Source organism: candidate division WOR-3 bacterium (genome assembly GCA_039802005.1).
Taxonomy (GTDB): domain Bacteria; phylum Hydrothermota; class Tepidihabitantia; order SM23-42; family JAOAFX01; genus JAOAFX01.
Genome location: JBDRVV010000040.1, coordinates 1 through 18,246 on the forward strand (window position 1 = coordinate 1; position 18,246 = coordinate 18,246).

At 36.2% G+C, this 18,246-nt stretch carries 17 protein-coding genes; 4 read left to right on the top strand and 13 right to left on the bottom strand.

Annotated features, from left to right (window positions below; genetic code table 11):
• Positions 1-583: hypothetical protein (locus tag ABIL69_10440; GenBank protein MEO0124404.1), on the top strand; the 583-nt coding region annotated here is incomplete at its 5' end.
• Here the strand turns inward: ABIL69_10440 and mnmE are convergent.
• Genes mnmE through rpmH form a run of 6 tightly spaced genes read right to left on the bottom strand, consistent with a single transcriptional unit; the run spans position 584 to position 4,838 of the window.
• Complete coding sequence (gene mnmE, locus ABIL69_10445) at positions 584-1,924, bottom strand: tRNA uridine-5-carboxymethylaminomethyl(34) synthesis GTPase MnmE (protein ID MEO0124405.1); 1,341 nt, start codon at positions 1,922-1,924, stop codon at positions 584-586.
• 4 nt (positions 1,925-1,928) lie between these two features.
• Positions 1,929-2,543: a R3H domain-containing nucleic acid-binding protein gene (locus ABIL69_10450; protein ID MEO0124406.1), complete on the bottom strand. Its 615-nt coding sequence runs from the start codon at positions 2,541-2,543 to the stop codon at positions 1,929-1,931.
• Positions 2,544-2,602: 59 nt separating this feature from the next.
• Positions 2,603-4,096, bottom strand: a complete 1,494-nt coding sequence (gene yidC / locus ABIL69_10455; protein ID MEO0124407.1) for a membrane protein insertase YidC — start codon at positions 4,094-4,096, stop codon at positions 2,603-2,605.
• A complete protein-coding gene (yidD, locus tag ABIL69_10460) occupies positions 4,089-4,361 on the bottom strand; it encodes a membrane protein insertion efficiency factor YidD (GenBank protein MEO0124408.1) in 273 nt (90 codons plus the stop codon). Before yidD ends, yidC begins: the two co-directional genes overlap by 8 nt.
• Positions 4,348-4,695 carry a ribonuclease P protein component gene (rnpA, locus tag ABIL69_10465; protein MEO0124409.1) on the bottom strand — a complete coding sequence of 116 codons (348 nt, stop codon included), beginning with the start codon at positions 4,693-4,695 and terminating at the stop codon, positions 4,348-4,350. The genes yidD and rnpA overlap by 14 nt, the downstream gene beginning before the upstream one ends.
• A gap of 8 nt (positions 4,696-4,703) precedes the next feature.
• Complete coding sequence (rpmH, locus tag ABIL69_10470) at positions 4,704-4,838, bottom strand: 50S ribosomal protein L34 (protein ID MEO0124410.1); 135 nt, start codon at positions 4,836-4,838, stop codon at positions 4,704-4,706.
• A gap of 84 nt (positions 4,839-4,922) precedes the next feature.
• Between rpmH and ABIL69_10475 the strand changes: the two genes are divergently transcribed.
• From ABIL69_10475 to ABIL69_10485, 3 genes are read left to right on the top strand one after another with little or no spacing between them, the layout of a single operon-like run.
• Positions 4,923-5,885 carry a GTPase gene (locus ABIL69_10475; GenBank protein ID MEO0124411.1) on the top strand — a complete coding sequence of 321 codons (963 nt, stop codon included), beginning with the start codon at positions 4,923-4,925 and terminating at the stop codon, positions 5,883-5,885.
• A 54-nt stretch (positions 5,886-5,939) separates the two neighbouring features.
• Complete coding sequence (thiL, locus tag ABIL69_10480; GenBank protein ID MEO0124412.1) at positions 5,940-6,860, top strand: thiamine-phosphate kinase; 921 nt, start codon at positions 5,940-5,942, stop codon at positions 6,858-6,860.
• Positions 6,844-8,256: an MFS transporter gene (locus ABIL69_10485; protein ID MEO0124413.1), complete on the top strand. Its 1,413-nt coding sequence runs from the start codon at positions 6,844-6,846 to the stop codon at positions 8,254-8,256. The genes thiL and ABIL69_10485 overlap by 17 nt, the downstream gene beginning before the upstream one ends.
• Positions 8,257-8,423: 167 nt before the next feature.
• Here ABIL69_10485 and carB read toward each other — a convergent pair whose 3' ends face one another.
• From carB to ABIL69_10520, 7 genes are all read right to left on the bottom strand, one after another.
• Positions 8,424-11,633, bottom strand: a complete 3,210-nt coding sequence (carB, locus tag ABIL69_10490; protein ID MEO0124414.1) for a carbamoyl-phosphate synthase large subunit — start codon at positions 11,631-11,633, stop codon at positions 8,424-8,426.
• Positions 11,611-12,705 carry a glutamine-hydrolyzing carbamoyl-phosphate synthase small subunit gene (gene carA, locus ABIL69_10495; GenBank protein MEO0124415.1) on the bottom strand — a complete coding sequence of 365 codons (1,095 nt, stop codon included), beginning with the start codon at positions 12,703-12,705 and terminating at the stop codon, positions 11,611-11,613. The genes carB and carA overlap by 23 nt, the downstream gene beginning before the upstream one ends.
• A 50-nt stretch (positions 12,706-12,755) precedes the next feature.
• Complete coding sequence (locus ABIL69_10500; GenBank protein ID MEO0124416.1) at positions 12,756-13,676, bottom strand: hypothetical protein; 921 nt, start codon at positions 13,674-13,676, stop codon at positions 12,756-12,758.
• Between the two features lie 154 nt (positions 13,677-13,830).
• Positions 13,831-15,474, bottom strand: coding sequence for a tetratricopeptide repeat protein (locus tag ABIL69_10505; GenBank protein ID MEO0124417.1), 1,644 nt, complete (start codon positions 15,472-15,474; stop codon positions 13,831-13,833).
• A gap of 71 nt (positions 15,475-15,545) precedes the next feature.
• Entirely contained in the window at positions 15,546-16,262 is a 717-nt protein-coding gene (locus ABIL69_10510) for a sugar transferase (protein ID MEO0124418.1), read from the bottom strand.
• A 127-nt stretch (positions 16,263-16,389) separates the two neighbouring features.
• Positions 16,390-16,533 carry a hypothetical protein gene (locus tag ABIL69_10515; GenBank protein MEO0124419.1) on the bottom strand — a complete coding sequence of 48 codons (144 nt, stop codon included), beginning with the start codon at positions 16,531-16,533 and terminating at the stop codon, positions 16,390-16,392.
• Positions 16,534-16,590: 57 nt separating this feature from the next.
• Positions 16,591-18,246: VCBS repeat-containing protein (locus tag ABIL69_10520; protein MEO0124420.1), on the bottom strand; the 1,656-nt coding region annotated here is incomplete at its 5' end.

Sequence of the window (18,246 nt, forward strand, 5' to 3'; positions counted from 1 at the left end):
TGCGTGTTTCATTTATAAATTTAAAAAATTGCGGACCTATATTTGTGTTATAATATTCTTGATAAACATTTTCTTAGGGTATGATACAATCATTTATCATTCAAACATACCCCGTTTAATCAGCCAAAAAGTAGATACGCTTTGTGAATCCTATAAAATAAATTATGTCATTACCGCAACACCACCGAATATACTATTTAACATTTCTGGGGATATAATTTTAACGGATAATCAAATGCCCCGTGATATGAAAATAAATAAATTTACAGGAGCAGAAAGAAGAAAAATAATAAAAAAAGAAGATAACTTAATTAAAGACGAAAAGCACATTTTATTTCTAAATTCAAATATATTCCCTACAATAAATGAACAATTAATGCCCTTTAAGAAAAAGGCAAAGAGTATTGAATCAATAGAATTCATAGACGCCCCAATTTATTATAAAGATATCTTTAATGAATTGAGAACCCAGAAACAGATTTATGAATTAATCGTTTTTGAAAAACCAAAATTTAATTATAATGAGATGGACAGTCTCTGGCAATTGTGTTTTGAACCAGGTGTTGCGATCGTAAAACGATAGTTATTTACCTATACAGAATTCTTCAAATATTTTATTGATTATATCTTCGCGCAAAACCCTGCCTGTAAGTTCACCGATTATATCAAGGGCATAATGCAATTCAAACGCTATCGTTTCAGGCGTATGATTTTCTCTAATATTATCAAGCGTTTGATAAATCCTTTTCAAACAATCAATCTGTCGTTGTCGGAGAATCAACTTGTCTTCTTTAAAAAATTCAGAGAGCAGTCGTTCTCTAACAATCTTTTTTAATAAATCTATATTTTCTCCATTTTTTGCCGATATTTTTATCGCATCTGGTAATATTTCGCTTTCTTTTAATTTTATATTCAAATCAATTTTGTTTATTATAAAAATTTTGTTTAAATCTTTTGTAAGATTAAAAAGAAAGGTATCCTGTTCGTTCATTGCTTCTGATCCGTCAAAAACAAGTAATATTAAATCTGCACCTTTTAAAACCTCTTCGCTTCTTTTGCTTGCAATATTATCAATTCCGTCTGCATAATTAAATATACCGGCAGTATCAATTAATTTTATCAAAACTCCGTTTATCTCTAATTTTTCTTCAATAAAATCTCTGGTCGTCCCGGGTGTTTCGTGAACAATAGCACGCTCAAATCCTAAAAGTCTGTTAAAAAGGGTTGATTTGCCAACATTGGGTCGTCCCGCAATAACGACCGAATAGCCTTGTTTTATTTTTATTGACTGTTCAGAATTTTCCAATAAAGTTTTTAGCTGTTCTTGTATCTTACTAATTTCATTTTTAACCTTATCCAGGTCTATATCTGTTTCTTCTTCGTCTGGAAAATCTATGTTTGCCTCAACCATCGTCAGCAGTCCAACGATTTTTTCTTTTACCTCCATAAGGAAGTCTGATAATTTACCTTCAAGTTGATATACCGCAGCTTTTCTTATTACATCACACTGAGCGTAAATTGTATCCAGAACAGCCTCAGCCTGTATCAAATCAATTTTGTTATTGAGAAACGCCCTTTTTGTAAATTCACCTGGTAAGGCAAGTCTTGCGCCGATACTTATTAAAATTTTTATTATTTTATCAACAATCAATGGATTACCATGGCACGATATTTCAGCTACATTCTCACCCGTATAAGAATTGGGTGCAAAAAATATACTGGTCATTACATAATCAATGGTCTCCCGGGTATTCGGTTCTATGATTTTGCCGTAATATATATGTCCAGACTGAAAGACAGAAATATTCTGGTTGGAAACAAAAATTTTTTTAACTAAATTAATAGCGTTTTCACCGCTAACACGAATTACCGCAATACTTGAATAACCTGTTGGTGTAGCACAAGCAACAATCGTATCATTCACATCTTTACTCTTTCTTTTCTTCTTTATTTTCTCCTGAGGGTGCTATTATCACGGTTCGGTTCGCGCCTCGTCCGATTGTATATAACTTCACACCTTTTAATTCATTTATTTTATTAGCTACTATCTTTTCTTCACGGGGTGTCATCGGGTCAAGCGCCATTTCTCGTCCCGTCTGAATAACAATGCGCGCGATTGCCTCGGCTTTTTTTCTTAAAAAATTAGTTTTACGCTGACGATAGCCGTTGACATCTATCAGCAGTTTTATATTAGAATAGAACCTTTTTGCAAGCCTGGAGATTATGTATTGTAAAGCCCATAAATGTTCACCATTTTTACCGATAAGTAGTGCATCGTTTTGTTTGGTCTTTATGTTTACTGTATAACCCTGTTCATCCTTACTCACTGAAACCCCGACTTTAAAGCCCATACTGGTTAACACATAGTTGGTAAGGATCTGGAGATACTGGCGAGGCTCTTTAATTGTTATTCTGACCTTGGTTTCTGTTTCACTTTGAGAAAGAATTTCATAGGTTACCTCATCCAGGGTAACCCCTAATGTTTTTATTCCCTGAGCGAGCGCATCATTCAGGTCTTTTCCTGTAGCCTCTATCATTTTCATTGTGCCTCCTCTATATTTTAATTAAATAACCACCGGACAATCCGATGGCTTTTTAAAAATTAACGAAAAACTTTTTTCTTTATCAGTAAATTTTCTAAGATTGAAAGTATATTATATGTAAACCAATATAATTGTAATCCTGAAGGAAAATTCAGGAATACGAATATCATTACCAAAGGCATCATTATCACCATAAATCTTTGCCTTGGGTCAATCGTTGTCATCAACGATTGTATAAGCATTAATACACCCATTGCAATTGGTAGAATATAATATGGGTCTTTTAGAGACAAATCAACAATCCAGAGCATAAAAGGAGCACGGCGAAATTCAATGGCTGTTGAGAGAACTTGATAAAGGGCAATGAATATCGGAAATTGAATCAAAAGAGGAAGACAACCCGAAAATGGATTGACTTTATAGACCTTATAAAGATGCATCATTTCTCTATTTAAAGCCTGCGGGTCATTCTTATATTTCTCCTGAATTTTTTTCAATTCGGGCTGGAGAAGTTGCATTTGTTGTTGGGAGATTAGCATTTGACGAGACAACGGGAAGAAAATTATCTTAAACAAAAGTGCGAAAATCATTATCGCAAATCCATAATTTTTCAAAAACGAATAAAAGAAATTTAAAATAAAAATAATTACTTTTTCAATGGGTCCCCATATCCCGCCGCTCGCAATCTGTTCATAGCCCTTTTTATATCCAGCGAGTTCATTTGGTTTAACTGGTAATACTAATACAGAAATAGTAAAGGAAGAATCCGCAAATAATTCAAGTCCATAGCGATTTGTATTACCCGACATTGCACAACCAAGATAAGCGATAGAAATTTCCTCGTTAGCAGTTAATTTTGAGAGTTTATAAAATTTTGTATTTCTCACATTTTCAATATTATTGATTATTAAGGCAAAATATTTGGTTCTCAATGCAATCCAATCCCAACCATTTTTGTATGCGAGTTGGTCTTTGATTTCTTTTGTGATATTAGTGAAAGTTTTGCTTTTGACATATACATTGAAGTAGCGTAGGTCATCATTCTGATTCTTTTTTTCTGTTACATTCAAACCACTTTTCAAACTTAACACCTGTTCTATTTTATCTGGATAATTTATCTTAAGAGTAAAGCCGTAATTTTCGTTAAAATAATAAGTTTTAGAAAGTAATTTATTGTTTATCGTTGAATAGAATACTATGGAATCATTGTCAAAATAATGTGAAAAATAAACTAATGAATCAGATATTTTTGTTGAAAAGAGCAATCCACCTTCTTTAACAATTTCAGCGTCATATTTTTTTAAATAAAAACTTTTGATTCCCGCACCGGCAGATGAGAAATTTATACGATAGTTATCCTTATCAATCACAATTGTATCCTTAAGAATAGGTAAATTTTCACTCTCCGGAGTCGTTGTCTTCACTGTGTCAGATAATATACTTTCTTTCTTTTCTGTAACTTTTTGGGTTGGTTTGGCAATAAAACTCCAGACTAAAAGGATTACGATAATTAATAAAAATGCAGTGAGTGTCCTTTTCTGATCGTTATCCATATTTTTCTCCCTTTTTAGGCAATACTACCGGGTCATAGCCACCACTGCAAAAAGGATTACATCGCAAAATTCGATAAATACTCATAAGACTTCCTTTAAAGATTCCAAATCTGGATAAGGCTTCAATAGTATAATTTGAGCAGGTAGGCGTGAATCTGCAGGTATTAGGCAATACGAGTCCCAAAGTTTTTTGATAGCATTTTATTAAAAAAATTAATATTTTAACAAAAAAGAAAATCTTGATGCCAGACTTAATTTCGTCCATTAAAACACTCCTTTTTAAAGACCCGAAATGCGTTTAACACTTCATTGGCATCAAGCAAGCCAGTTGCATAAAAAATTACCTTAAACCCCATAAATATCTCCTTGTTCATCCGATATGCCTCCCTTAAAATTCTTTTAACCCGGTTCCGTTTAACTGCGCCTTTGAGCTTCCCGGAGGCAAAGAAACCAACCTTCGAACAGAGGTCAGGTTTATAAATTATAACTAAATTCTTAAAATTTAATCTCTTTCCGTCAGAAAATAATTCTTTTATTTCAGTTTTTTTACGAATAACCTCTTTTTTATCAATACCAAATCGCGCCCTTATTGCAGACAAATCACTCTTTAAACGACCAGACGTTTCCGACCCTTTTTTCTTCTTCTGCTCAAAACTTTTTTTCCAGTTTTTGTTTTCATCCGTGCCCTGAAACCATGGGTCTTTTTTCTTTTTCTTCTGCTTGGTTGATATGTTCTCTTCATAAAACATTATACTTAAAATTAAGGAAAAGTCAAGAAAAATAAATTAAGCAGTTGACGAATTCCAAAAATTAGATAAAATTCTCTATGCCAGCGAATCTGCCACCACAATACTTTGAAGTAGAAAAGAAATACCGGGAGGCTAAGACTTTACAGGAAAAACTATTTTATCTACAGGAATTGCTTGCTATAATCCCAAAACATAAAGGGACTGAAAAACTCCAGGGTGAACTAAAGGCAAAAATATCAAAGACAAAGGAAATGATGGAACATAGCAAAAAATCAGGTGGTTCTCCTGCCTGGTATCAGGTTGAAAGACAGGGTGCTGGTCAGGTCCTTCTCGTAGGTCTCCCCAATTCAGGAAAATCTTCTTTACTTAACCTTCTTACGCGCACAAATGTTGAAGTTGCACCATATCCTTTTACCACAACAACATTCCAGGTTGGTATGATGGAATATGAAGATATAAAGATTCAAATTGTAGATACCCCTCCCGTCTCAGAGAGTGCCCCGGCTTGGTTATATGCGGCTTTTCGTTTTGCAGACCTGCTTTTGATATTACTTGATGCATCAAGTGATGACCTTCTGGAACAAATGGAAATAATCAAAAGAGAACTTGAATCAAGAAATATATATATTGAAAAAGAAAAACTTGAGGCAAAAAAAACGATTGTTCTCTTAAACAAAAGTGATGTAAATAAAGGTGAAGAAAATAGTGAGGTATTTTTGGAATTTTATCAAAATAAATTCAATATCCTGAAAATCTCTACAATCACTGCATTAAATATAGAGACTCTAAGACATTTAATTTTTGAAAACCTTGATATTATACGGGTGTATACAAAGAAGATTGGTCAGCCACCAATAAAAAAAGAACCAATAGTTTTGAAAAGTGGTGCCACTGTAATTGAAGCGGCTGAACATATCCATAAAGATTTTAAGAAAAATTTAAAATTTACAAGATTATGGAATGATAAAGGTTTCAGTGGACAGCGTGTTGAAAAAAATTATGTCCTGCATGATGGCGATATAGTTGAGTTTCATGTATAACAATCTCAAATTCCTAAAATTCAAAATGCCTAAATACCTAAATCTGTTGGACTAATGTCTGAATTATCCTTGATTAAATATATACGAAAAAAATTTCCGCAGCGTTGTGATGAGATTGCCGTGGGCATAGGTGATGATGCGATGGTATTAAAAAATGGAATAGTAATTTCTACTGATTCATTTGCGGAAAAAATCCATTTTAATTTCAAATATTTTTCGTTTTGTCAATTGGGCTTTAGGACAATGGGTGCAAGCCTTTCAGATCTTGCTGCAATGTCGGCAAAACCTATTTGTGCCCTTATCAGTTTATATCTTCCATCTAAAACAAAAGATTCAGAAATAAAAGAATTGTACAAAGGTTTTTCTACTGTCTGCAAAAAATTTCAATGTGATATATCAGGCGGTGATATAATTGAAAGTCCATTCTGGGGTATAACGATCACGGTTGTGGGAAAGGCAGAAAAACCATTATTAAGGTCAGGGGCAAAACCCGGTGATTGTCTTTATACTACAGGTTATCTCGGGCTTGCCGAAACTGGTAGAATAGTTCTCGGCGAAGGATACAAAAAGAATTTATTTCCGGAATCAATAAAAAGGCACCTTTATCCTGAACCAAGAATATATGAGGCACTGAAGTTAAGAAAATATCTCAATGCCAGCATTGATACTTCCGATGGTTTATCAACCGATGCCTTTCATCTTTCTGAAGAAAGCAAGGTTAAGGTCATCATTGAAAATATACCGGTTCACCCAGAAGTTCAATTGCTATGTAAATTGAAAAAAATATCGCCTGTACAATTCATCCTCTCTGCTGGTGAAGATTTTGAATTATTAATTACAGGTAAAAAAATAAAAAATTTCCCAAAAATAAAACTCTTTAAAATTGGAAGAATAGAAAAAGGCGCAGGGGTATATATCTCAACCAACAAGAGATTGAAGAAGATTTATCCTACTGGATATGAACATCTTAAGTAATGAAGCTGTGGTTGAGCCTCACAAAAGAAACATAATCCTTTTTGTCACGACCATAGGCTCATTTTTAACCCCTTTTATGGGTTCATCCCTGAATGTTGCTTTACCAGCCATTGGTAAAGAATTCAATATGAATGCCCTTTTATTAAGCTGGGTTCCTACATCTTATTTACTGGCAGCGGCAATGAGCCTTGTGCCCATAGGCAGGATTGCTGATATGATAGGGCGGCAAAGAGTTTTTCTTCTCGGTGTAACAATCTTTGCTATCTTCTCGCTTTTTGGTGGGATTGTAAATGATACAAGTTTGTTTCTAATTTTGAGAATTTTACAGGGTACCGGTGGGGCAATGATATTTGGAACATCTGTTGCGATTCTGACCGGTGCTTTTCCACTCCAGCAAAGGGGTCGGGTTCTGGGAATAAATGTTGCAGGAGTATATCTTGGGCTCTCACTCGGTCCATTTATCGGTGGTTTTTTGACGCAAAATCTTGGCTGGCGCAGCATATTTTTCAGCAATTCATTTTTGGGATTTTTAATGTTGATTTTTATAATTATTTTTCTAAAGACTGAAAAACAAAAATCCATATTTAAAGATTTCGATTATTTAGGCATTTTGATTTATAGCCCAATGCTTTTCTTTTTAATGTATGGCTTTTCCCTATTACCAAAAACTTCAGGGGCAATTTTAATAATTATCGGTGTTATTTTTATCATTCTTTTTATCAAGTGGGAATCAAAGACTGTCAATCCCTTATTAAACATAAAACTTTTCAAAATTAATCCTTCCTTCTTTTTCTCAAACCTCGCTGCCCTTATCAATTACGGCGCTACAAATGCGGTCTCTTTTCTTCTCAGTCTGTATCTTCAGTATTTAAAGGGATTTTCGCCACAAAGTGCCGGACTCATTCTCATTGCCCAGCCGGTGACGATGACGATTCTTTCACCACTTGCCGGCAGGCTTTCTGACCGTGTTCAACCGCGAATAATCGCCTCAATCGGTATGGGTTTAACAAGTTTGGGATTATTTTTTTTATCGTTCATAAATACAGGAACTGCTGTTAATTTTATCACTGTATATTTAATAGTCCTGGGACTTGGGTTTGCCCTTTTTTCTTCACCCAATACGAATGCTGTGATGAGTTCTATTACAAAAGAATATTATGGTATTGCCTCAAGCACCCTGGCAACAATGAGGTTATTAGGACAGATGTCAAGTATGGGCGTTGTAATGTTGGTTTTTTCACTAACAATGGGCAGGATAAAAATTACACCCGATGTTTATCCGTTATTTTTAAATGCCCTCAAAATTTCTTTTTATATCTTTACCGGATTGTGTATTATCGGCATCTTCGCTTCATTAAAAAGGGGTAGGATAGATAGAGATATAAGTACAGACTAACACATTTGTAAAACTAACTAAAAATTTTATTTATTAAGATTTTTGTTTAACCATTACTTTAATTAAATTTGTTCTCTTTTTAATTTATCAAATCATGGCGCCATTGGTTATATTTTTATTTGATAAACAGAATTATCAAAGGCAGAAAACATTTATTTTTTTATCTTTCAAATTTCATTAATCGGTCTTACCTGCATTTTGCGTTTACGGGCGAATTTTATTGCTTCAATCTCGGCATAAGCCGATTTAAGCGCGGTAATAAATGGGATATTCAATTCTACTGCAAGACGTCGCATTGTATAACCATCCCTTTTTGCACTGTAATTCATCGTCGGGGTATTGATAATCAGATCTATCTTTCCCTGCCGCATCATATCAAGGGCATTGGGTGATTTATGTTCACTTATCCTATAAACAGTCTCAACATTTATGCCGTTTTCACTTAGATATTGAGCAGTTCCCCTCGTTGCGACAATTTTAAAGCCAAGCAATTTTAATTCTTTTGCAATCTTTACAATTTCTTTCTTATCTTCATCACGCACCGTTATATACACCGTTCCTGAACTGGCAAATTTATTGTCCGCAAGGATTGCCTTGTAATATGCACCACCGAATGTCTTATCTATAGCCATTACCTCGCCAGTGGATTTCATTTCCGGACCGAGAATAGGGTCAACACCAGGGAGTTTTAGGAAAGGAAATACCGGCCCTTTAACGGAAACAAAATCTAATTTCATTTCTGCCGGCAGGTTAAAATCTTTAATTTTATATCCTAACATAATCTTGGTTGCAATCTTTGCAAGTGGAATACCTATTGTTTTTGAAACATACGGCACTGTCCTTGATGCCCTTGGATTTGCCTCAAGAACATAGACCGTTCCATTCTGTATTGCCAGTTGTATATTTATCAAACCTATGGTTTTGAGCGCAATTGCAATATCAAAAACAATCTGCTTGATTTCATTTATCGTCTTTTTTGATAGACTCAACGGTGGTATCACGCAATATGAATCTCCGGAATGCACACCTGCCTGTTCAATATGTTCCATAATTCCGGCGATAAAAACATCCTTGCCATCACACAATGCATCAACATCAACCTCTGTTGCATTTGTAATATATTTATCAACGAGGATTGGATGTTCTGGAGAAACCTTCACTGCCAGTCTCATATATTTTTCGAGTTCTAACTCGTCATATATTATCTCCATTGCCCTGCCACCAAGAACATAACTCGGACGGACCAGAACTGGATAGCCAATTTTTCTTGCGATATCTTTTACTTCATCAAAACTGAAACCCGTAGCAAATGGCGGTTGAAAGATATTGAGTTGTTTAAGAATTGAAGAAAAAGCCTTGCGGTCTTCAGCAAGATTCATATCAAGTGGACTTGTTCCAAGGATTTTTGTATTTAGCCTATATTTTTTAATCGCCTCATATAATGGCATTGCAAGATTTATAGATGTCTGCCCGCCAAATTGTAAAATAATTCCATAAGGTTCTTCTTTAAATATCACATTTAATACATCCTCAAGTCTCAATGGTTCAAAATAAAGACGGTTTGAAACATCAAAATCAGTGGAAACTGTCTCAGGATTATTATTAATAATTATTGCTTCATAACCCATCTCCCTTAACGCAATTACTGAATGGACACAGGCATAATCAAATTCTATACCCTGCCCGATCCTTATCGGACCAGAGCCAACAACCAGAATATTCTTTCTATTTCCGCGCCTTGTCTTTTTGTTATCAACCTCACCCCAGTATGTTGAATAGTAATATGGCGTGTAAGCCTCAAATTCACCGGCACAGGTATCTACAATATTGAATACGGGGATAATGTTATTTTCAATGCGTTTTGCCATTATCTCATCCCGCTTAATCCCTGATATTTTACTTATGTATTCATCGCTAAATCCCATCTTCTTTGCCATAGTAAGTAATTGCAATGACACATCCTGTCTTTTGATTAATTTTTCCATTTTGACAATATTTTCAATCTTTGATATAAAGAATTCATCTACCTTGCTGAGTTCTGCTATCTTCTTCTTTGTATATCCACGCCGAAGGGCTTCAGCAACTGCAAAAATAAAGCGGTCCGTCGGCTCCTGCAATTCTCTTATCAACTCATATTCTTTCCAGTTATCAGGTTCAAGACCGCACTTATCAATCTCCAGAGAACGAATTGCCTTAAGGAATGCTTCTTCTATCGTAGAACCGATAGCCATTACTTCGCCGGTGGATTTCATCTGGGTGCCAATTCTGCGGTCAACGGTAGGAAACTTGTCAAAGGGCCAGCGGGGAATCTTTACTACAACATAATCAAGTGCCGGTTCAAATCCCGCCATAGTCTTTTTTGTAATGGCATTGGGAATTTCATCAAGATTTAGCCCAACTGCTATCTTTGCACTCACACGGGCGATGGGATATCCAGTTGCCTTTGATGCCAGTGCTGAAGAACGCGATACCCGCGGATTGACCTCAATAACTCGATATTCCCATTTTTCAGGATTAACCGCAAACTGGATATTACATCCACCAGCAATCTTTAATGAACGGATAATCTTTATCGCCGCACAACGCAACTCCTGATGCTGTTTATCGGTCAATGTCTGGGCAGGTGCAACCACCATACTTTCACCAGTATGTATCCCCATCGGGTCAATATTCTCCATATTGCAGATTATAATACAATTATCGTTATTATCGCGCATTACCTCATATTCATATTCTTTCCAGCCCAAAACACTTTCTTCAATCAAAACCTGTTTAATCGGTGATCGGATTAACCCGGTCATCACCGCATCATAAAACTGGTCTCTGTCATAGACAACACTGCTTCCAGTTCCACCGAGCGTGTAAGCAGGGCGAATCAAAAGAGGAAAATTCATATCTTTCAGAACCTTAAGTGCCTCATCATAGTTATGCACAGCAAAACTCCGAGGAATAGGCTCGCCAATTCTATTCATAAGGGCACGGAAACGATCTCTATTCTCTGCCATTTCAATCGTCTGAAGATTTGAACCGAGCAATTCCACTTTAAATTTCTCAAGAATACCACGGCGCGCAAGTTCATACGATAAATTCAATCCTGTCTGCCCGCCAAAACCCGGCAAGAGTCCCTCTGGTCTCTCTTTGTCTATGATTTTTGCCAAAATTTCGGGTGTAAGGGGTTCAATATAAACAACATCTGCAGTCTCAAGGTCAGTCTGGATTGTTGCCGGATTAGAATTGACAATTATGGTTTGGTATCCTTCTTCACGCAAAGACCTGCTTGCCTGAGAACCGGAAAAATCAAATTCTGCAGCCTGTCCGATGATAATCGGTCCAGACCCGATAATCAAAACTTTTTTAATATCCTTTCTTTTCGGCATTTATCATTTTGAAAAATTTCTCAAAAAGGAATGAAGTATCATAAGGTCCTGGTGATGCTTCAGGATGAAATTGAACAGAAAAAATTGGGAGAGATTTATGTCGCATACCTTCAATAGTTCTATCATTTATATTAATCCAGTCAAAGATAATCTCTTTATTTTTACTTTCCTTAGTAATTGCATAACCATGATTCTGGGAAGTAATGTAAATCTTTTTGTTTTCTAAAAACTGGACAGGATGGTTATACCCACGATGTCCAAATTTCAATTTATATGTTTTTAAACCTAATGCAAGCCCTAATAACTGATGTCCCAAACATATTCCAAAAACAGGATATCCAGATATTATCAATTTTTTAAGTGTTTTAACCGTGGTCTTTATAATTTCGGGATGTGCAGGATTCCCAGGACCATTTGAAATCACAATTCCATCGGGATTTAATTTTTTTATTGTCTCAAAATCCGCATCATAAGGAACCTGAATGACTGAAGAATATTTTAAAAGAGAATTGATAATGCTTTTTTTGACACCGCAATCAATGAGCAAAACTTTATTTTTATTTTGACATTTGTGGAATAGAATTCTTTTGCAAGAAACCTGTCTCACCAAATTTTCTGAATGTGGATGGGACATATTTTTAATTTTTCTGGTCAATTTTTCTATGTTGATATTACCTTTAGAAACCGAGAGTATTGCCTTCATTGTTCCATAATACCTCAATTTAAGCGTTAGTCTGCGTGTATCTATACCCCATATACAGGGTAAATTATTTTCCTCAAGATAATCTTCAATCTTTCTGGTATTTGTTGAAAAAAAAGCGGGCTCTTTTATTACGAGCCCGCGAATCTTCGGAGAATCTGACTCCTGATGTTTGAATTTAAATCCATAATTCCCGATCAATGGGTAGGTCATTAATAAAATCTGACCTTCATAGGATGGGTCAGTGAAAGCCTCTTCATATCCGGTCATTGCGGTATTGAAAACAAGTTCACCATAAACAAATTTATCAGGACCAAGACCGTTGCCTTGAACTATTGTTCCATCTTCAAGTATTAATATCCCCTGCTTCATCAATTATCTATTATATTCAAAATTTATAAATTGTCAATAATTATGAAAAACTATACATCAAGATTTTTAAATTTTATATAGATCGGAACAACCAAATTAATCACATTCTTTGCATCTGGTGTTTTCTGAATATAGGGATCTTTTATATAGTTCAAAATAATCGTTATAAATATAGAATCCTTAAAACGCTCCATTTCGTCATAATCTGAATCGCTTCTTTTTTCAATAAATTTTTTTATTCTGTTCAAGGGTTCTCTAACAACACCCAAGCCATTATAATTTATTCCACCTATGCGTTGTTTTGCCTTTTTTATTTCCTGGTCAGCAGTTAAGAGCGTGAGTTCAATCTTGGTTTCGTAGTCATCAAGCAAAACTGAAAGGTCTTCTTGACATATTGCATAATTATGCAAAGAAGTAGTATCAATGTATTGATTTTGATTTAAAAGACCGTAAAGGTCTCCAATACGCCGGATATAATGCTGTGTCTTTTCACTAAGTTTGCTAAAGAGACTTTTATTCTGGAGCCAGCGGAGTGAAACTGCAACTTTTATCCGTCTCTTCGTTTTATCAACATGAGTCTCCCCTGGCTTATTATTTGTTTCTTCAAGAATTTTTTCAATAGTTTCACTATTTAAATAAATCGGTTCATAAGTTGGTTTTTTAAGGAATTTATGTATATCTTGGATTATTTTATCTATCTTTTCTTTTTTACCAACTTCAGATAACTGCGGATATGTTTTATCAATGAAAAATTTAACAAGATATTTATTAATTGTATATCTTCCTTCCTCAAGTTCCTGTTTACTCACTGCCTTTGGACACCATTCGGCGAATATTTCTACATCGGGTCTTTTGAGAAATTCAAGGTCATAAGGTAGCTCAGTGATTACCGTATCAGGCTGAATTAACCATTGAAGATTCATTAGTATCTCTTCAAGATTATCAAGATGGTTTTTACCTGCCCATGCCATTGGCACTCCTTTTGGCTTGAATCAGCAAATATTCAATATTCATAGACTTATTATGATTTTATGCAAAAATTTAAAAATGTCAATTATTAATAACAAAAGTGCCTGCCATTAATGGCAGGCACCAAAAAACAAAATCAATTTCCTTATTTTCTTTTTACTCGCCACCTTTCAAAACCTTCAACCTCGCCTCGGTTCTCTTTTTGTAATCCTTTGCTCCTTTGTGATTTGGGTCAAGGGCAAGAACCTGATTAAATACCTTCAATGCCTCATCAAAATTGTTTGCTGAAAACAGACTCACTCCCTTTTTATAGAGTTCCTCTATCTCTTCAGCAGTTGCTTTCTTGGTAGGTTCCTTTGGCTTGGTTGTCGTCGGCGGTTTCTTTTCCTGCGCCACTTTTGCTTTCAAACGATTGATTGCTTCACTCGATTCGGTATTCTGTGGATCAAGGTCGAGCACCTTTTGATAAAACTCAATCGCCTTTGCAAGGTCATTTGCCTTTTCTCGGTTTCTTGCTTCAGTTAGATATGCATTTATCAATTCTGTCCTGCGAGTTTCAATATTTGCAAGATAATCCTTTGCTTCTTTATTATCAGGGTCTAAAGAAAGAACCATTTCAAATGCCTTTTTCGCCTCTTTCAAATTGCCTTCAGAGAAGTATATCTTGCCCTGGGAGAGATAGGTCTTTATAGACTTTTCTTTTTCCATTGCAGCGATTTCTCGCTGTATCGCCTCTTCTGTCTTCTTCAAATTAAAAACTAATTTGCTTTTTACACCGGATTTCACGCTCACCTTTGCAATGTAATCAACATAATTCGGAGTGGTTACCGTTATTGTATAATTGCCTGCGGGTAAACTTAAACTAAATGTCCCTGCGGGTGCGCGATATCTTTTGTTAATCTCCTTTATATCAACGACACAATTTGGTAATAATTCTTTTGTTGTCTGGTCCTGTATCACACATTCAATGGAGCCAACTTTAGGCGCTGATACTGCAGTGCGATTATTCCCTTCAAGACCGAATGTCCAGCGTGGGGACCAGGGTCTGAAATTGCCCAAATATTCAACCTTACAAAGTGCAAGTGTTGCGGTAACAACTGGAAAATGGTATTTTAAACCAACATTTGCATCCCTGCCATCCATCTCTACGGATGCCTCAAGCCCGAACGGAAATTTCAAAGAACCACCCATAAATAGCCCCAATGCCCACCAGGAATGGTCTTTTGTCCTGTAGTCATTGCCCAGAACAAGAAAATCGGTATTGAATATATGGCTGCGCCAGCCGTAGCCAACGAATCTGCCTCTGCCCAATCCTAACACAAAATTTGCTACCCTGCCAAAATATTTCTGCATTGCGATATAGCCAGAAAACAATTCCCATGGTCTGCCATTCATATATTTGTGATAACTTATCTCTTCTATCGTTCCATCATTACCACCAGCACCGACAGTTGAGATATGCTTGGCATAAGAAATATCATCCACACCACAGAACCACGCAGTTCCACTTTCTTTTGCTTCTTTGAGTAGATAACTCACACTCGCTACCCAGGTTGTCGGTGTGAACATAGAGATCGCAAATTCACCTCTTCCGAATCCATATTTAAATGCCATTGAGAAATCCTTCGGGTCAACGAATATACTATCATTGGGATTAGGATCATCTGTATACATTGGAAAAGAAAACATAGTAGTAATCCCCCACATACCTTTTATGTCGTACTGGGGAACGGTTGGAATATCAAGGTATCCAGATGTTCTACACAATTGTGAAAATAAAAAGACATATACAATTAACATGTTACCTCCTTTATATTGAATAAATATATCATCTTATTCTCCAATTCTATTATAGATTATAATCAAAATTCTTATCTTGTCAAGCCCCATTTTGAAGCCTTTAAAAAATTCAATTTATTCCTCTTTCGCTCCCATGTTCCCTTAAAGGTAATTAAAAATGAAATTATTATCAAATTCAAATCCAATAGAAAACTCATTTTTCTTATATAAAGAAGGTCATATTTAAATTTATGCCGCCTTGGTAGATCACGCGGGGCAAATATCTGGGCGATACCGGTAAGCCCGGGGCGAACTTTTACTCTCTTTTCATAGCCGGGGATTTCCCATACATGTAAATAACAGTCATTCTGTTCAATTTCTGCAGGCAGGAGTGCCCTGGGACCAACAAAACTCATATCACCAATAAATATGTTAATTAATTGGGGTAGTTCATCTAAGGCAGTCTTACGCAAAATTTTTCCCATAATCGTAATTCTCGGGTCGTTATCTTTTGCCTGGATATTAATCCTTTCATTGAGGGTATTTTTGCGCATTGACCGGAATTTTATAACCTTGAATAATTTACCATTTTTCCCTATACGGAATTGTCTTATGCAACAGGGTGAGCCATCTTCACACCAGATTCCTATCCATATTAAGGACCAGAGCCAGGAAGACAAAATAAGTCCTATTCCGCTCAGTATAATATCAAAAATCCTTTTTGATAGCGGTTCCTTGATCTCTTCCTTAAATCCGTTTATTTCCCGTGTTTGTTCTATTCCCCACACTGCCCCATTGATAACTTCCATAATTATCTCCTCTCTAAACCTCCTTTTTTTATCTACTCATAAAGACAATAATGGGGCCGAATTATTGCCTTTAAGAATACAAACAATTATATTAAAAATATCTCATTTGTCAACACTACGATTTGAATCAAAAATATCTTACAAAGATAGTGGAAGGAGTTGATAGATTGCAATTTTCACAGGACGGAATGTCCTGCGGGCTTGAATTAGCCGATGGCAACTCCATTCCAATGCAAAACAACGCATCATCAAAATGATGCACTTTAGGCATTTTTTAATCCCCCTATCATCCCCTTTAGAAAAGGGGGATAACAGGGGGATTTGCCCTTTATCTTATAATCACAAATTTAGCCCCAGTGTCGTCAATCTCTCCATCATTCGCTTCTATCCTGGCAAAATATACACCCTGTGGAACAGATTTAGCCCAGATTATCTCCTTATCCTGCTTTATATTCAGTTGATCAACAAAAGCACCAAGGCTATTATAAATAATTATCCTGCCTTCTTTAATCCCATCAACCTCAAAAGTCACGCCACCTTTGACTATCCTGTATCTTAAGCCATATCCCGATCGTCTGTCTGTATCCTTTTCCTGTTCTACCCCTGTTAAAATCCCTGTTCTGAAATCAGCCTCGTTTGGTGCATTCCCTGCGATATAATACCATCTTGAATGTATTATTTTACCATATTTGGGATGATATTTTACCCTTAGCCTCCACTTGTATAACGTATTATTAGTGAGTCCGCTCACTATTTGAGAAAACTGATATCCGCCTGTCCCCAGATTAATCCAGTTTGATTCTGTAAGACCCAATCCATTAAATGGAGTATTAATTGTCTTTACCTCTATTTGCGCTCTACCAATGACCCTTCCATAACTGGAGAGAAGATTTGCTGAAACACCAAAAGAGTTCTGTGAATGTGTTAATAAAGGTGGAACTATCAGGGTTGAAAGGTTTGTTCTCATCTGTCTGAGTCTTACAACCTTACTCAAATTTTCATTTCCATGATAAACAAAAACACCGCCTTCATCTGTTGAGCCATTGTCATAATTTATCGCCCCTATTATCACATCTGAATATCCATCACCATCCACATCACCCGCAGTGGAGACGGAATGACCATAATTAGCACCTGCCTGATTTGATTCGCCAGTCCAGTTCGGCGTTGATGATAATCCTGTTGCAGAACCATGATAGACAAAAGCACAACCTTCATTGGTCTGACCATTGTCATAATATGGGGCACCTATTATTACATCTGAATATCCATCACCATTCACATCACCCGCAGTGGAGACGGAATAACCATAATTAGCACCTGCCTGATTTGATTCACCAGTCCAGTTCGGCGTTGATGATAATCCTGTTGAAGAACCATGATAGACATAAGCACGACCCTCATTGGTCTCACCATTGTCATAATTTGGAGCCCCTATGACCACATCTGAATATCCATCACCATTCACATCACCCGCAGTGGAGACGGAATGACCATAATTAGCACTTGACTGATTTGATTCGCCAGTCCAGTTCGGGGTTGATGATAAACCTGTTGAAGAACCATGATAGACATAAGCACGACCTTCATCGGTCTGACCATTGTCATAATTTGGAGCCCCTATGACCACATCTGAATACCCATCACGATTCACATCACCCGCAGTGGAGACGGAATGACCATAATTAGCATATGCCTGATTTGATTCGCCAGTCCAGTTCGGGGTTGATGATAAACCTGTTGAAGAACCATGATAGACATAAGCACGACCCTCAAACCACTGCCCATTGGTTGCAGATTCAGCCCCTATTATTACATCTGAATATCCATCACCATTCACATCACCCGCAGTGGAAACTGAAGAACCATAACTTATAACTCCACTACCAGTCCAGTTCGGCGTTGATGATAATCCTGTTGAAGAACCATGATAAACATAGGCATAAGGCGGACAACCTATGACAACATCTGAATATCCATCACC

Bases quoted from the DNA above. Each gene is read 5' to 3' on its own strand.
- ABIL69_10515 (MEO0124419.1), bottom strand. From the start codon at position 16,533: ATGCCTAAAGTGCATCATTTTGATGATGCGTTGTTTTGCATTGGAATG.
- ABIL69_10505 (MEO0124417.1), bottom strand. From the start codon at position 15,474: ATGTTAATTGTATATGTCTTTTTATTTTCACAATTGTGTAGAACATCT.
- ABIL69_10485 (MEO0124413.1), top strand. From the start codon at position 6,844: ATGAACATCTTAAGTAATGAAGCTGTGGTTGAGCCTCACAAAAGAAAC.
- ABIL69_10475 (MEO0124411.1), top strand. From the start codon at position 4,923: ATGCCAGCGAATCTGCCACCACAATACTTTGAAGTAGAAAAGAAATAC.
- ABIL69_10510 (MEO0124418.1), bottom strand. From the start codon at position 16,262: ATGGAAGTTATCAATGGGGCAGTGTGGGGAATAGAACAAACACGGGAA.
- rpmH (MEO0124410.1), bottom strand. From the start codon at position 4,838: ATGAAGAGAACATATCAACCAAGCAGAAGAAAAAGAAAAAAGACCCAT.
- yidD (MEO0124408.1), bottom strand. From the start codon at position 4,361: ATGGACGAAATTAAGTCTGGCATCAAGATTTTCTTTTTTGTTAAAATA.
- carA (MEO0124415.1), bottom strand. From the start codon at position 12,705: ATGAAGCAGGGGATATTAATACTTGAAGATGGAACAATAGTTCAAGGC.
- ABIL69_10450 (MEO0124406.1), bottom strand. From the start codon at position 2,543: ATGAAAATGATAGAGGCTACAGGAAAAGACCTGAATGATGCGCTCGCT.
- carB (MEO0124414.1), bottom strand. From the start codon at position 11,633: ATGCCGAAAAGAAAGGATATTAAAAAAGTTTTGATTATCGGGTCTGGA.
- thiL (MEO0124412.1), top strand. From the start codon at position 5,940: ATGTCTGAATTATCCTTGATTAAATATATACGAAAAAAATTTCCGCAG.
- yidC (MEO0124407.1), bottom strand. From the start codon at position 4,096: ATGGATAACGATCAGAAAAGGACACTCACTGCATTTTTATTAATTATC.
- ABIL69_10500 (MEO0124416.1), bottom strand. From the start codon at position 13,676: ATGGCATGGGCAGGTAAAAACCATCTTGATAATCTTGAAGAGATACTA.